This window comes from Vibrio satsumensis (genome assembly GCF_050337435.1).
Lineage (GTDB): Bacteria > Pseudomonadota > Gammaproteobacteria > Enterobacterales > Vibrionaceae > Vibrio > Vibrio satsumensis.
Window position 1 is genome coordinate 357,965 of sequence record NZ_JAKJSX010000007.1, and the last position, 15,775, is coordinate 373,739.

The 15,775-nt window shown below is 44.7% G+C and carries 14 protein-coding genes; 11 read left to right on the top strand and 3 right to left on the bottom strand.

The features are described from left to right. Window positions 1–92 precede the first annotated feature (92 nt). Both L4C44_RS10890 and rne read right to left on the bottom strand, forming a co-directional pair. Complete coding sequence (locus L4C44_RS10890) at window positions 93–1,640, bottom strand: SulP family inorganic anion transporter (protein ID WP_060982310.1); 1,548 nt, start codon at window positions 1,638–1,640, stop codon at window positions 93–95. 258 nt (window positions 1,641–1,898) lie between these two features. Then, window positions 1,899–4,985: a ribonuclease E gene (rne, locus tag L4C44_RS10895; RefSeq protein ID WP_428805005.1), complete on the bottom strand. Its 3,087-nt coding sequence runs from the start codon at window positions 4,983–4,985 to the stop codon at window positions 1,899–1,901. Window positions 4,986–5,603: 618 nt separating this feature from the next. Here rne and rluC point away from each other — a divergent pair. Further along, window positions 5,604–6,548: a 23S rRNA pseudouridine(955/2504/2580) synthase RluC gene (gene rluC / locus L4C44_RS10900; RefSeq protein WP_146492223.1), complete on the top strand. Its 945-nt coding sequence runs from the start codon at window positions 5,604–5,606 to the stop codon at window positions 6,546–6,548. Window positions 6,549–6,830: 282 nt separating this feature from the next. On the opposite strand, the gene L4C44_RS10905 is transcribed toward rluC, so the two are convergent. Beyond that, on the bottom strand, window positions 6,831–7,412 hold the full coding sequence (locus L4C44_RS10905) for a Maf family protein (RefSeq protein ID WP_428805006.1): 582 nt from the start codon (window positions 7,410–7,412) through the stop codon (window positions 6,831–6,833). Window positions 7,413–7,561: 149 nt separating this feature from the next. Between L4C44_RS10905 and yceD the strand changes: the two genes are divergently transcribed. The 10 genes from yceD (at window position 7,562) to mltG (ending at window position 15,774) form a co-directional block, all read left to right on the top strand. Further along, the gene (gene yceD, locus L4C44_RS10910) at window positions 7,562–8,089 is read left to right on the top strand and encodes a 23S rRNA accumulation protein YceD (RefSeq protein ID WP_428805007.1); all 528 of its coding nucleotides are present in this window, start codon (window positions 7,562–7,564) and stop codon (window positions 8,087–8,089) included. A gap of 44 nt (window positions 8,090–8,133) precedes the next feature. Beyond that, the gene (gene rpmF, locus L4C44_RS10915; protein WP_004737376.1) at window positions 8,134–8,304 is read left to right on the top strand and encodes a 50S ribosomal protein L32; all 171 of its coding nucleotides are present in this window, start codon (window positions 8,134–8,136) and stop codon (window positions 8,302–8,304) included. Window positions 8,305–8,313: 9 nt separating this feature from the next. Then, the gene (gene plsX / locus L4C44_RS10920; protein ID WP_065605496.1) at window positions 8,314–9,339 is read left to right on the top strand and encodes a phosphate acyltransferase PlsX; all 1,026 of its coding nucleotides are present in this window, start codon (window positions 8,314–8,316) and stop codon (window positions 9,337–9,339) included. Between the two features lie 5 nt (window positions 9,340–9,344). Continuing rightward, window positions 9,345–10,295 carry a beta-ketoacyl-ACP synthase III gene (locus L4C44_RS10925; protein WP_010437276.1) on the top strand — a complete coding sequence of 317 codons (951 nt, stop codon included), beginning with the start codon at window positions 9,345–9,347 and terminating at the stop codon, window positions 10,293–10,295. Window positions 10,296–10,375: 80 nt separating this feature from the next. After that, entirely contained in the window at window positions 10,376–11,299 is a 924-nt protein-coding gene (gene fabD, locus L4C44_RS10930) for an ACP S-malonyltransferase (RefSeq protein WP_017630537.1), read from the top strand. A gap of 24 nt (window positions 11,300–11,323) precedes the next feature. Beyond that, a complete protein-coding gene (gene fabG / locus L4C44_RS10935) occupies window positions 11,324–12,058 on the top strand; it encodes a 3-oxoacyl-ACP reductase FabG (RefSeq protein ID WP_029235138.1) in 735 nt (244 codons plus the stop codon). 166 nt (window positions 12,059–12,224) lie between these two features. Beyond that, window positions 12,225–12,458 carry an acyl carrier protein gene (gene acpP / locus L4C44_RS10940; RefSeq protein ID WP_004737381.1) on the top strand — a complete coding sequence of 78 codons (234 nt, stop codon included), beginning with the start codon at window positions 12,225–12,227 and terminating at the stop codon, window positions 12,456–12,458. A 93-nt stretch (window positions 12,459–12,551) separates the two neighbouring features. Then, window positions 12,552–13,796, top strand: coding sequence for a beta-ketoacyl-ACP synthase II (gene fabF, locus L4C44_RS10945; protein ID WP_019821243.1), 1,245 nt, complete (start codon window positions 12,552–12,554; stop codon window positions 13,794–13,796). A gap of 104 nt (window positions 13,797–13,900) precedes the next feature. Beyond that, on the top strand, window positions 13,901–14,761 hold the full coding sequence (gene pabC, locus L4C44_RS10950; RefSeq protein WP_428805008.1) for an aminodeoxychorismate lyase: 861 nt from the start codon (window positions 13,901–13,903) through the stop codon (window positions 14,759–14,761). Beyond that, window positions 14,758–15,774, top strand: a complete 1,017-nt coding sequence (mltG, locus tag L4C44_RS10955; RefSeq protein WP_285953213.1) for an endolytic transglycosylase MltG — start codon at window positions 14,758–14,760, stop codon at window positions 15,772–15,774. Before pabC ends, mltG begins: the two co-directional genes overlap by 4 nt. Window position 15,775 lies beyond the last annotated feature (1 nt).

Sequence of the window (15,775 nt, forward strand, 5' to 3'; positions counted from 1 at the left end):
TGTAAACACATTTTAGGACGGGACATAGATATAAAAAAAAGCCGACATTGAATGCCGGCCTTTCTAAATCTAACTTAAAGCTACTGCTAAGATTACTTAGACATTACTTTGTAGATTGGGTCTTCTGCAACGTTCGCTTCAACTAAGCTACCTGCTTTGTGCAGCATAGCAACACAGTCTTGGCTTAGGTGGCGAAGGTGAAGTGTTTTACCTAATGCCGCGTAACGTTCAGCAATCGTATCGATCGCTTCAATTGCAGAGTGGTCAGTAACGCGTGAGTTTGCGAAATCAACGACTACATCTTGTGGATCGTTATATGCGTCAAACAACTCTAGGAAGTTAGCCGTTGAACCAAAGAAGATTGGACCGTTAACTTTGTACTCTTTAGAGCCTTCAGCGTTTACAGACGTGTCTGCGTAGATGTGTTTAGCATGTTGCCAAGCAAACATCAGCGCTGAAGCTACAACACCCACACCTACTGCGACAGCAAGGTCGGTCAGTACTGTTACTACGGTAACAAGAACGATAACGAAGAAGTCTTGCTTAGGAACGCGACGTGCAAGCTTGAAGGTTGCCCACTCAAATGTACCGATAACAACCATGAACATTACGCCCACAAGTGCTGCTAGAGGAATCATTTCAATCAGTGCAGAACCGAACAGGATGAACATGAGTAGTGCAACTGCCGCTACAATACCTGAAAGGCGACCACGACCGCCTGAGTTTACGTTGATCATCGATTGACCGATCATCGCACAACCACCCATCGCGCCAAATACTGAACACGTTACGTTAGCCATACCTTGACCAACACATTCACGGTTAGATTGACCACGAGTGTTTGTCATTTCATCTAGTACTGTCAGTGTCAGTAGAGACTCGATCAGGCCGATAGCCGCAAGAATAATTGCGTAAGGCAGGATGATCTGTAGTGTCTCAAAAGAAAACGGAACAGCAGGAATAGAGAACGTTGGTAGAGAACCCGCTAGCGTTGCAGCTTCGTCACCAGACATCGTACGTAGGAAGTCGACAACAGTTCGAGTTTCAAGGTCAAGACCTACAACCAAAGCTGTTACTGTAACAATAGCAACCAATGAAGATGGTACCGCTGTTGTTAGCTTAGGTAGGAAGTGGATGATAGCCATTGTAAGGGCTACTAGACCCAGCATTAGTGTCATTTGACCGCTTGGTAACCAAGTTAGTGCACCTGTTACGTCTGGTGCTTTAAATTGACCAAGCTGAGCTAGGAAGATAACAATTGCCAAACCGTTCACGAAACCAATCATTACTGGGTGTGGAACGATACGGATAAATTTACCTAGCTTAAATACACCCGCTGCAATTTGCAGAAGGCCGGCTAGCATAACTGCCGCAAATAGGTATTGAACGCCATGGGTTGCCACTAGGCTCACCATTACAACAGCCATTGCGCCAGTTGCACCAGAAATCATACCTGGACGACCGCCGAAGACAGAAGTAATTAAACCTACGATGAATGCTGCGTATAGACCAACCATTGGGTCAACGCCTGCAACAAAGGCGAATGCTACGGCTTCAGGTACCAGAGCTAGGGCTACTGTAAGACCTGAAAGCACATCATTCTTTACAGAGTGCTTTGAAAATTGTGGGAATTCGAACATGTTTGCTCAGCTATGCTTAAGATGGATTTACCGACACGGGTGTATTGCGTAGCCAAACAGTGATGGAAAAGAGCGGCAATAGCGAAGTGTCGAAAAGATAAGTGCGCGAATGCTACCCAAAAATGTGATTAAGTTCAAGGTTGAACCTAACTTTGAGTAATATATCTGTTAATTTTTATTCGATTATTAGATATGAAAAAGGCTGCTTTAATAAGCAGCCTTTGATTCTATTTACTTGCGATTATCTATCAGTAATCACTAGTAGTTTGGCTTTGTCATCGCCGCGCCAGCTTTGTTCGACGCTGCCTGACTGCCTGCACCTTTCGATACAAAACGTTCAGTGCGGAACGGAGCTGCAATCACTTCAATCTCTTTGATCTCTTGAGGACCAGGAGCTTTAGTCATTGGTGAACCGGCTTGTTTCTTAGCAACTGCTGCCTTTGGTGCCGCTTTAGGAGCTTCTGTTTTTACAACAGGTGCTTCTTCAACTTTTGCACTTTCAGCTTTAGGCGCTTCAGCTTCAACAACTGGTGCTGCTTCTGCTACAACAGGCGCTTCAACTTTCGTCGCTTCTGCAATCACTGGAGCTTCAACTTTCGCAGTTTCAACGACCACTGGTGCTTCTTCAACGACTGCAGGAGCTTCAACAGCAGCTTCTTCGCGACGGATAATCACTTTGCCCATAGCTAGTTCAGGACATGCGAAGCCGCCAGCCATTGCTACGTTGCTTTGTGGTGCCGTCTCTAGAGCAACACTCTGCTCTTGAACAGATGTTTGAGCTTCAGCTACTACTTGAACTTCAGCCACTTCAGGTTTTGTCTGCTTGTGGTGAGGTTTTGGAATGAAGCGAGGCATCACTTTACCCATAGCCATCTCTGGAGAAGCTACACCACCTTTACGTAGGCGGAATGGGTTAGGGCGACGATCACGACCGCGACGACGACGTTGACCACTTGCACGTAGGTGACGTGGAGAACGACGGTTACGACGTTGTTTCGGCTCTTCCTGTTCAGTTTGCTCTGCATTCGCTTGAGTTGCTTCTACTTGTTCCGCAACTTTTTGCTCTTGAGCTACTGATTGTTCTTTTGAAACAGATAGTTCTTTAGCAGCAACTTGCTCTTTTGAAGCATTATCTTCAGCTTGAGCTTGCTGGTCTTTAACACGAACTTGCTTGTTCAGTTTACGACGCTGACGACGCTCTTTAATCTTAGCTGCTTTCGCTTCAGGCTTAGCCTTAGGCGCTTCCGGTTTTCCAGCTTGTGCTTCTGCCGCTAGCTGTAGACCTTCTTCTGCTAATTTAGATGGTGCTTGCTCTTCGCGTTGCTTCTGTTCATCACGTGGCTTATTGCGACGGTCTTGCTTAGGCTTACGAGGCTGACGATTTTGCTGTGGAGCTGCCTCTTTCTGCTCTTCAGGTTTCTCATCACGTGCAGGCTTACGACGACGTTTGTTGTCACGGTTTTCGTTACGATTGTCACCACGCTCACCACGTTGGTTACGACGACGGTTATCGTTACGATCACGGCGTTGACGGTTGCCGTTGTTGCGATTGTTTTTAGGTTTTTCTTCTTGCTTCTCTTCTTCTTTCTTCTCTTCTTGAGTTGAAGAGCCAAATAAGAAGCTACCGATAGCTTTGAAGAAACGACCAATTAGACCTGATTCTTGAGTTGCTGATGGCTCAGCTTTTTTCTCTTCTACAGCTTTAGGTGCTGGAGCGGGAGTTGGTGCCGATTGAGCCGGAGCTGCAAAGCCTTTCAGAGCAGGTTCTTCGATCTTCTTAGGACGAATAGTCTGTTCAGCTGGCTCTTTGCTTTCCGCTTCTTTTAGAGCTTCTAGCTTGTTAGGCAGCAAGTAAGAGAGTAGATCGAACTCTTCACCTTCACGAACACGGATAACCTCAAAGTGCGGCGTTTCCATGTCTGAGTTAGGAACAACAGTGATCTTAACTTCTTGGTTCTTCTCGATGTGGTTTACTGAGCGACGTTTTTCGTTCAGAAGGTAAGAAGCGATTGGAACAGGTACAACAGCAAGTACTTGTGCTGTGTTGTCTTTTAGAGCTTCTTCTTCAATCAAACGTAGAACAGAAAGTGCTAGAGATTCGTTATCACGAACAACACCAGTACCTGTACAACGAGGACAAATGTGGTGGCTTGCTTCTGCTAGTGATGGGCTCAAACGTTGACGAGACATCTCTAGAAGACCAAAGCGAGAAATACGACCAATCTGAACACGTGCGCGATCTAAACGAACGGCATCACGTAGACGGCTTTCTACTTCGCGTTGGTGACGAACCGGAGTCATATCGATAAAGTCGATTACAACAAGGCCACCTAGGTCACGCAGACGTAATTGACGGGCAATTTCATCAGCTGCTTCTAGGTTAGTGTTAAGTGCTGTTTCTTCAATATCGCCGCCCTTTGTTGCACGAGCAGAGTTGATATCGATAGAAGTCAGTGCTTCTGTTGGGTCGATTACGATAGAACCACCAGATGGAAGACGAACTTCACGTTGGAAAGCAGATTCAATCTGGCTTTCAATCTGGTAATGGCTGAATAGTGGCACTTCACCATCGTATTTCTTAACGCGATTCATGAAATCTGGGCGTATTAATTGAATGTGCGCTTGTGCACGTTCAAAAATAGTATTGCTGTCGATTAGAATCTCGCCAATATCACGACGTAGGTAGTCACGAATCGCACGAACGATAACGTTACTCTCTTGGTGAATTAAGAAAGGAGCTGCATTTGAATCAGAAGCTTGCTTGATAGCGCCCCAGTGATTCAGTAGTACGTTTAGGTCCCACTCTAGCTCTTCTGCACTTTTACCAACACCCGCTGTACGCACGATTAGGCCCATACCTTGAGGAAGCTCAAGAGTGCTTAATGCTGCTTTCAGTTGAGTGCGTTCATCACCTTCGATACGACGAGAAATACCGCCTGCACGAGGGTTATTAGGCATAAGAACTAAGTAACTACCAGCCAAAGAGATGAAAGTTGTCAGTGCAGCACCTTTGCTACCACGTTCTTCTTTCTCTACTTGTACGATTACTTCTTGGCCTTCTTTTAGCACTTCTTTAATGCTAGGACGGCCTTGGTATGTATAACCTTCAGGGAAGTATTCGCGGGCAATTTCTTTAAGAGGGAGGAAACCGTGACGTTCTGCGCCGTAATCAACGAATGCCGCTTCTAGGCTTGGTTCAATACGGGTAATACGTCCTTTGTAGATATTCGCTTTCTTTGACTCGTGACCTGGACTTTCGATATCTAGATCGAACAGTCGCTGGCCATCAACCAAAGCGACACGCAACTCTTCTTTTTGAGTTGCGTTAATTAACATTCTTTTCATTTAGAAATTCTCATTGTCTTTTCTTATTTTCATCATTGTTCTTATCGCTTTATTTCGTTTCTCATGGTGCCAGATCCCATGGCTTTATCGGTGCAGCCTCCCGGCTGGAGAGGGATGCTCTGGGGCACGTCAGTCATCATAGGGAGTTAGCCTATGATCCGCGATGTGGCGGTGAATACTCAACATGAGCGTACGTGAGTAGAGCGATAAGGAACCCAGTTGACCGTGTCTTACGCCGATTGCAGCACTGTCTAATCTGAGTTATCTACTCATTTACTTGCTTATGAATGGTTAGCTGTTTAAATAATAGTCAAACCACTGATAGCAGCTGTGAACTATAGCAGCGGTCGGTAAACACAGCAATCTGCTTTGTCGGAATGCTGTAAAAAAAACAGTTTTTGTTTGGGTTTTGATAGCTCTAACTCACTGTCTATAAATAATTTATCAATTGATATTTTAATTTGCAGGAATCTTGGTGCTTTTTTGTTCGAAGAATCAAAGAAATATAGAACTTCAACGAGCATTTGAGGATAGATCGGCAGGGATTAAGGATAAATAAGTTCGGAATAGAGCTAAGAAAATCTCAATTATCAAAAGTGACAGTGATACAATAGCCCAATGAGCGAAATTAGAACCCAAGTCCAATTCGTCGACATTGACGAAGATATGGCTGGTCAGCGTATTGATAACTTCTTACGCAACCAATTAAAAAACATCCCGAAAAGCATGATTTACCGAATCGTGCGTAAAGGCGAAGTCCGCGTAAACAAAAAACGCATCAAGGCTGAGTACAAACTAAAAGCTGGTGATTTAGTTCGTATTCCGCCAGTTACCATTGAAGAGAAAGTTGAAGAGAACGTGCCAAGCACGAAACTCAACAAGGTTTCAGAATTGGAACAGTGCATCATCTATGAAGATGATCACATGCTGATTTTGAATAAACCATCAGGTACTGCGGTTCATGGTGGTAGTGGACTTAAGTTCGGCGCAATTGAAGCGTTAAGAGCACTTCGTCCCGATGCTCGCTTTCTTGAATTAGTGCACCGTATCGATAGAGATACGTCTGGCATTTTGCTTGTTGCTAAGAAGCGCTCGGCGCTAAGACACCTTCAAGCACAGTTCCGTGAAAAAACCGTACAGAAGTATTACTTTGCTTTAGTGATGGGTGAGTGGAAGAACAGCTGTAAGGTTGTAAATGCTCCATTGCTAAAAAATGAAGTAAACAGCATTGTTCGCGTGAACCCAAACGGCAAAGCTTCTGAAACCCGCTTTAAGGTTTTAGAGAAATTCCAAGAGGCGACGTTGATTCAAGCTAGTCCAATTACAGGCCGTACACACCAAATCCGTGTGCACGCTCAGTATACTGGTCACCCAATTGCTTGGGATGATCGCTACGGTGATCGTCGTTTTGACGCTTACACGGGCAAGGTTGGTCTTGATCGTCTGTTCTTACATGCCGCGAACATCAAGTTTACGCACCCAGGTAGTGAAGAGAAGATGGATATCTCGGCGCCAATGGAAAGAAGGTTAGAGAAAGCCCTCACTGGATTACGTAAGATCTAAGAAGATACGAGATACGAAAAGAAGATATTCTTTTTAAATCGAGTGTGTACATAGAATCATAAAGGTTGGCGAATATCGTCAACCTTTTTTGTTTTCTGCTGGAGAAGTTCCTTCAACTCGCTCGCTCCTCGCTCTTGAGGATGACGATTTTTCCTGAGTAAAGTCAGTCCGTGTTGCTATCGAGTTAATCAATTAGCTGATTGGATAATGTAGCGATTTGAGTGATTCCCTAGACTGACGAAGGAGAGAGTAGGGAATCTCTAACAAAAGAGAGAGTATCCATTATAGCACATTCATTCCTTGCACTTCTAACATATCGACTAGATCGATCAGCGGTAAACCGATCAAAGTATTTGGGTCTTTGCCTTCCATCTGTTTAAACAACGCGATGCCTAACCCTTCACACATAAAACTACCGGCGCAGTAATAAGGCTGTTCTTTCTCAACATAACTAATGATCTGTTGCTCTGTTAAATCGCGGAAATGCACTACGAAGGTGTCGAGACGCGTGTCAGCTTTGTTAGCCTCACTGTTCCAAACCGAAAGCCCGGTATAAAAAGTAATACTCTTGCCGCTTTGGCGAGATAATTGCTCGATCGCTTTTTCTCGAGTACGAGGCTTACCTATGATCTCTCCGTCAATCACACAAACCTGATCAGAGCCAATGACTAAGCTAGGCAGCTCCACAGCACAAGACTTAGCTTTGGTCTCAGCAAGGCGCATCACCAACTGTTGAGGTGTCTCTTCGGGAAGCGGCGTTTCATCGCAGTCAGGCTTAGCTGTGACAAAGTTTAACTGTAGTTTTTTGAGGATCTCTTGCCTAAATGGAGACGTAGAAGCTAAAACTAGTTGGTAATTTCTCATTTTAATTTACAATTCGAGTAAGCATTTAGTTCAGGATAACGTAACTTATCCTGCTATTCATAATGCTCTGAACAGGAAAGGTAGGAAAGTACATTTTTTTTGCCATTTCCTTTGACTAAACATGATTTGGAAGATAAGATTCGCGCCCTATGCAAAAGGAAAAAATACCGCGTACAGTTGATCCGGCAAGAACGGCTCAAAAACGACTTGATGTGAATGGTATCATTCAGGTCAGTCTTTTAAAGCGTTTAACCGAAGCAACTGAAGGCGTAAAACGTGACGCGCAAGTCTCAATGTCATTTGGGCTTGATGAACAACGATTAGTCGTTATCTCTGGTAAAGCTAACGTCGAAGTCGATTTAGAGTGTCAACGTTGTAATGAGGTTTTCGCACATGAGTGCGATGTCCAATTTACTTATACTCCTGTTTACAGTGAGAAAAGTGAAGAGGAAGCACCGGAAGAGTACGATTTGGTAGATCTGAACGAGTACGGTGAGTTAGACCTGATTCAATTAGTTGAAGACGAGTTCATCCTTGGATTGCCACAAATAGCAATGCACGACGATGCGGACTGTAGCGTTAACTCAAATAATTTGGTATTTGGTGAACTTCCTGAAGAAATTGAGGAAGATAAAAAGCCGAATCCATTTGATGTTTTAAAAAACTTAAAGAAGTAACTTATTAATAAGTATCTTTAAGAATTTACATAGGAGTAGGGTCAATGGCCGTACAAAAGAGCAAGAAATCACGTTCAATGCGTGGCATGCGTCGTTCACACGATGCACTAACTACAGCTGCACTTTCTGTAGACGCAACTTCAGGTGAAACTCACCTACGTCACAACGTGACTGCCGAAGGTTTCTACCGCGGCAAAAAGGTTATCAACAAGTAAGGTTGACCTTTGCAAAATCTAACCGTTGCGCTTGATGCAATGGGCGGGGACTTCGGTCCTCGTGTAACAGTGCCTGCCGCCGTGCAGGCACTGTCGTATTTCCCAGAGCTAAAAGTCATTCTCATAGGTGATCGAACCGCGATCACATCTCAATTATCTTCATTAGGTCGAATGCCTGATTCTCGTTTGAGTATCCAGCATTGTGATCGAGTTATTTCCAATTCTGAAAAACCGTCACTAGCCTTACGTAACAGTCAGGGTAGCTCTATGCGTGCTGCTATTGATTTGGTTGCTGAATCACAGGCTGATGCTTGTGTGAGTGGTGGTAACACCGGCGCACTGATGGCGCTATCTCGTTTCAGACTCAAACTTCTTCCCGGCATTGATAGGCCTGCATTGGTTTCAGCTTTGCCTACTGCTTCTGGCAACCGTACATGGATGCTTGATTTAGGGGCGAACGTTTCTAGTGACGCAGATTCACTGTTTCAGTTTGCCGTAATGGGCAGTGCATTAGCCGAACAACATTTAGGTCGCGCGCCACGTGTCGCTATCTTGAATATCGGCGCAGAAGAAATTAAAGGCAATGACCTTGTAAAACGATGCGCTGAAATGTTGTCGAATACTCAGTCTGTGAATTTCATAGGCTATATTGAAGGTAATCAATTACTTCAAGATGCTGCTGATGTCGTCGTATGTGATGGTTTTGTGGGCAATGTCTGCTTAAAAACGTGCGAAGGTACGGCTCAGCTCTTTATTGATAAGCTAAAAACGCGCATGATGGCTTCAACAATAAAGGGTTGGATAGCCAGAATGTTGTTTTCTGAGCTATTTACTGAATTAAAAACCTTGAACCCCGACCAGTATAACGGCGCAAGTTTGTTAGGATTGCGCGGCATTGTCATTAAAAGTCATGGAAGTGCTGATGTGTCTGCAGTCGTCAACGCGATTGGTGAGGCAGTACACGAGGTCAAACGACAAGTCCCCAGCCGCATTAGCGATCGTTTGGAAGCGGTTTTACTCGAGAGGCATTATTAGTCTTCATGTATAGCAAAATTTTAGGTACTGGCAGCTACTTGCCATCTCAGGTGCGTACAAACGCAGACTTAGAGAAAATGGTAGAGACTAGCGATGAGTGGATTGTTGCTAGAACAGGTATTAAAGAGCGTCGTATTTCAGCGGAAAACGAAACCGTTGCTGATATGGCGTTTTACGCTGCTGAGAATGCCATTGAAATGGCAGGTATCGACAAAGAAGATATTGATTTAATCATCGTTGCGACAACCAGCAGTAGCCACACATTCCCGTCTTCGGCATGTCAGGTACAAGGTAAGCTTGGAATTAAAGGCTGCCCTGCGTTTGATTTGGCTGCAGCGTGTTCTGGTTTTGTTTACGCACTGTCTGTTGCTGATCAACACATCAAGACTGGCATGTGTAAGAACGTTTTGGTAATTGGTGCTGATGCACTGTCAAAAACCTGTGATCCGACTGACCGCTCTACTATCATCTTATTTGGTGATGCAGCAGGCGCGGTGGTTGTAGGCGCAAGCGAAGAGCCAGGTATTTTGTCTACTCACATTTACTCTGATGGTAAATACGGTGAGCTTCTAAGCCTAGAAGTACCAGAGCGCGGCGGTGATGCTGACAAATGGCTGCACATGGCAGGCAACGAAGTATTCAAAGTGGCGGTAACTCAGCTTTCTAAGCTAGTTAAAGACACATTAGCTGCGAATAATATGGATAAGTCAGAGCTTGATTGGTTAGTTCCACACCAAGCGAACTACCGTATTATCTCGGCAACGGCTAAAAAGCTGACAATGTCGCTTGATCAAGTAGTTATTACTCTTGATAAGCACGGTAATACGTCAGCAGCTACCGTGCCAACAGCACTCGATGAGGCTGTTCGCGACGGGCGAATTAAACGTGGTCAAACGCTTCTTCTTGAAGCCTTTGGTGGCGGCTTCACTTGGGGTTCTGCGTTAGTTAAATTCTAACCTCAAGCGATAATCAACAAACAAGGCACATAACTTATGTGCCTTATTCAATTTTTTGCTTTGCTTAAAGGATAATTACAATGAGCAAGTTTGCTATCGTATTCCCAGGCCAAGGCTCTCAAGCTATCGGTATGCTTGCTGACCTAGGCGAACAGTATGATGTTGTTAAACAGACATTTGCTGAAGCTTCAGAAGCACTTGGTTACGATCTATGGGCATTGGTTCAAGATGGTCCAGTAGAAAATCTAAATGAAACTTTCCGCACTCAACCGGCTCTATTAACAGCGTCTGTTGCTATTTGGCGTGTATGGCAAGAACTTGGCCTAGAGCAACCTGTAAATCTAGCAGGTCACAGCCTAGGCGAATACTCTGCACTAGTATGTGCAGGCGTTATCGACTTTAAAGAAGCGATCAAGTTGGTTGAACTACGTGGTCAACTGATGCAAGAAGCGGTTCCTGCAGGTGTTGGTGCAATGTACGCAATCATCGGTCTAGACGATGAAGCGATTGCTAAGGCGTGTGAAGAAGCTGCGCAAGACGAAGTTGTGTCTCCAGTTAACTTTAACTCTCCTGGCCAAGTTGTTATCGCGGGTAACAAAGCGGCAGTAGAGCGTGCTGGTGCACTTTGTAAAGAAGCGGGCGCTAAGCGTGCACTTCCGTTACCTGTTTCTGTGCCGTCTCACTGTGCACTGATGAAGCCAGCAGCAGACAAGCTAGCGGTGGCTCTAGAAGCTCTAGAGTTCAACACGCCAGCACTGCCTGTTATCAATAACGTTGATGTTATTGCTGAAACAGACCCTGCAAAAATTAAAGACGCACTTGTTCGTCAGCTATACAGCCCAGTTCGTTGGACTGAAGGTGTACAAGCGATGAACGAGCAAGGTGTTGAGAAGCTACTTGAATTAGGCCCTGGTAAAGTTCTTACTGGTCTAACAAAACGAATCGTAAAAACTATGACAGCTGCTGCAGTTAATGACACTGCATCACTAGAAGCTGCTAAGTAATAACCACTTAATAGAGAAGTTATGATGAATTTAGAAGGCAAAGTTGCACTAGTTACAGGCGCAAGCCGTGGCATCGGTCGTGCAATCGCTGAACTTTTAGTTGAGCGTGGTGCTAAAGTTATCGGTACTGCTACATCTGAAGGCGGCGCAGCTGCAATTAGCGAGTACCTTGGTGAGAACGGTAAAGGTCTTGCTCTTAATGTAACTGATACTGACTCAATTGCTGCTACACTGAAAACCATCAACGATGAATTCGGTGCGATTGACATTCTAGTTAACAACGCAGGTATCACTCGTGATAACCTACTTATGCGTATGAAAGACGACGAGTGGAATGACATCATCGATACTAACCTAACGCCTATCTTCCGCATGTCTAAAGCTGTATTGCGTGGCATGATGAAGAAGCGTCAAGGTCGTATCGTAAACGTTGGTTCTGTAGTAGGTACTATGGGTAACGCTGGTCAAGCTAACTACGCAGCTGCAAAAGCAGGCGTAATTGGTTTTACTAAATCAATGGCTCGTGAAGTTGCGTCTCGTGGCGTTACAGTGAACACTGTAGCTCCTGGTTTCATCGAAACTGACATGACTAAAGCGCTAAATGATGACCAACGTGCAGCAACTTTGGCGAATGTACCAGCAGGTCGACTAGGTGACCCTCGCGAAATCGCTGAAGCTGTGGTATTTTTGGCGTCACCTGCGGCAGCTTATATCACAGGTGAAACACTTCACGTCAATGGCGGTATGTACATGGTGTAAATTATGTGCAACATTTGTGCATGATTTAAGTCAAGATCATACGTAATTTCGGTTAAAATCGTGAAAATTGTGGTTTGACCAGAAAAGTTGACCTTGCAACTTTCAATAGATTGAATAAACTACGGAAAACATCGCATAAAGCGAACTCTGTAAAGGAAAAGAAAAAATGAGCAACCTCGAAGAACGCGTAAAGAAAATCATTGTTGAACAGCTAGGTGTAGACGAAGCTGAAGTTAAAAACGAAGCTTCTTTCGTTGATGACCTAGGTGCAGATTCTCTAGACACAGTTGAGCTAGTAATGGCTCTAGAAGAAGAATTCGACACTGAAATCCCAGATGAAGAAGCTGAGAAAATTACTACTGTTCAAGCAGCTATCGATTACGTAACTAGCGCTCAGTAATAATCTCTCCCAGGCGGTCACCTCGACCGCCTGTGTTTTATCTAACTCATCTATCCTCATCTTAAATCACCTCAATCCCCGGAGTGTAAAATCGTGTCCAAGCGTCGTGTAGTTGTCACTGGCATGGGTATGTTGTCACCGGTAGGCAACACTGTAGAATCTTCTTGGAAAGCCCTGCTAGCTGGTCAAAGTGGTATCGTTAATATCGAGCACTTTGATGCAACCAATTTCTCAACTCGTTTTGCAGGTCTAGTTAAAGACTTTAACTGCGAAGAGTATATGACTAAAAAAGATGCTCGTAAGATGGACTTGTTCATCCAGTACGGCGTCGCAGCAGGTATTCAAGCTTTAGATGATTCAGCCCTAACTATTACTGAAGAAAACGCTCCACGTGTGGGTGTTGCTATCGGTTCTGGTATTGGTGGTCTTGGTTTGATCGAAGCCGGTCACCAAGCTCTAACTGAAAAAGGTCCTCGTAAGATCAGCCCGTTCTTCGTACCGTCGACGATCGTGAATATGATTGCTGGTCACATGTCTATCATGCGTGGTCTACGCGGTCCAAACATCGCGATTTCTACTGCATGTACGACTGGCCTACATAACATTGGTCACGCGGCTCGTATGATTGCATACGGCGATGCTGACGCAATGCTAGCGGGTGGTGCTGAAAAAGCATCAACGCCACTAGGTATGGGTGGTTTTGGTGCGGCTAAAGCACTGTCTACTCGTAACGATGAGCCTCAAAAAGCTTCTCGTCCATGGGACAAAGGCCGTGACGGCTTCGTTCTTGGTGACGGTGCAGGCATGATGGTTCTTGAAGAGTACGAACATGCGAAAGCTCGTGGCGCTAAGATTTACTGTGAGCTAGTTGGCTTCGGTATGTCGGGTGACGCTTACCACATGACATCTCCAAGTGAAGATGGCTCAGGTGGTGCACTAGCAATGGAAGCTGCTATGCGTGATGCTGGCATTACTGGTGAACAAATCGGTTATGTAAACGCACACGGTACTTCGACTCCTGCTGGTGACGTAGCGGAAGTTAAGGGCATCAAGCGTGCTCTTGGCGAAGCAGGCAGCAAGCAAGTATTGGTTTCTTCTACGAAATCAATGACAGGTCACCTTCTAGGTGCTGCTGGTTCTGCTGAAGCTATCATCACGGCAATGTCTCTGGTTGACCAAATTGTTCCACCAACAATCAACCTAGATGACCCTGAAGAAGGCTTAGATATTGACTTAGTACCTCACACTGCGCGTGAAGTTAGCAACATGGAATATGCTGCATGTAACTCATTCGGTTTCGGTGGTACAAACGGCTGTTTGATCTTCAAAAAGATTTAATCATCTTATTAAAGACGTAAACACTCGTAGATAGTCACAATTAGACTTGTTTTTAAACGGCTTGATGCTTTAGCATTGAGCCGTTTCTTTTTATGGGGAAAAACATGTTTTGGGTTGATGGAGAAAGCCAGCAAACTATCGATATCTTGGACCGCTCGTTTCAGTACGGAGACGGCTGCTTTACAACAATGCTTGTGAGTGATGGTGAGATACAACATTTTCATGATCATCAGCACCGTGTCGACGAATGCCTTAAAGCGCTACGTATTTCCGCTCTTGATTGGGATGTAGTTGGTCTTTGGCTCGATAGTGCACTTCAACATATCCAACACAACGGTCTTCATGAAACAAAGAACCTCCACAAGACAAACAAGCCTCATAATGAAAAAGCAGGGATCAAGCTGCACGTTAGCCGTGGAGCGGGTGGGCGTGGCTACAGTACCAAGAATATCGCCAAGCCGACAATCACCATCAGTACCTTTGATTACCCAAGTCATTATTCAGCGTGGCAAGGCTCCGGTGTTGAACTCGGTATCTGCCATCAAGCGTTAGGTTTGAGCCCACTACTTGCTGGCCATAAGCACAATAATCGTCTTGAGCAGATTTTGATGAAAGATGAAATGGATCAAGCTAATGAAGTGGATGGTGTGGTGCTTGATATTTCGGGTAATGTGATTGAAACCACCATGGCCAATCTGTTTTGGCGCAAAGGTCAGGCGATATACACACCTCAACTCACTCAAAGTGGTGTAGCAGGGGTTATGCGTAAGCAAGTGTTAACCGCGCTGAATCAAGCTGAACTTTCCGTTACAATTAGTGACTACTGCTTATCTCAACTCATGCAAGCTGATGAGGTTTTCATGACCAACTCCATTTTAGGGGTTGCCCCAGTTACCCGTATTAGTGATACCCAATTTAACATTGGAACCGTTACTCGTAGCCTTCAAGGACAACTAAACTCGTGATCAAAAAGTTATTTATTTTTATTATCTTGTGCTTAATCGCAGCCGGTGCTGCTGGTTTTTATGTTTACAACCAAGCACAAGATAACTTGAAACAAGTTATTCAATTAGAAAAACCACAAGTCGTGACTGTTGCTTCAGGTAGCAGCTTTAACCGCGTTCTAGCCCAGTTGATTAACGAGGGGCTTTTTGAGGCTTCTCCTTACGAGAAATTAATCCGTAAGTTACATCCTGAGCTTGTAGACGTAAAAGCGGGAACTTTCCTGCTTGAACCGGGTTTAACCTTAGAGCAAGCGCTACAGGTGCTTGTAGAAGGGAAAGAGCACCAGTTTACCATTACCTTTGTTGAAGGCAGTCGTTTTGACGAATGGCTTGTCCAGCTAAAAGACAACGAATTCATTCAACAGACGTTGGATGGCGTCTCTGAAAAAGAGATTGCTGAAAAGTTGGGTATTGAAAACGAAAAGTTAGAAGGCCTTTTCTTAGCAGAAACGTATCACTATACCTACGGCACCACTGATTTAGATTTGTTGAAGCGGGCGCATCGAGACCTAATGAACGTGGTGAATGAAGAGTGGGAAAATCGAGCGGATAAACTGCCTCTTAAATCGCCATACGAAGCGTTAATTCTTGCATCTATCATTGAGAAAGAGACCGCTGTTGCGTCAGAACGTGAGCGTGTCTCTTCTGTGTTCGTTAACCGTCTGAACAAGCGTATGCGTTTGCAAACTGATCCTACGGTTATCTATGGAATGGGTGAGAGCTACGATGGCAATATCCGTAAGAAAGACTTACGTACGCCAACGCCATACAACACCTATACAATGAGTGGCTTGCCACCGACACCTATCGCTATGGCAGGCAAAGCTTCTATCAACGCGGCGTTGAATCCAGAGAAGAGCAACTACTTGTATTTCGTTGCGAGTGGAACAGGTGGTCACGTATTTTCAAAGAGTTTGACTGAGCATAACCGTGCAGTGCGAGCTTACTTAAAGCAATTAAGAAAAAACAGATAAA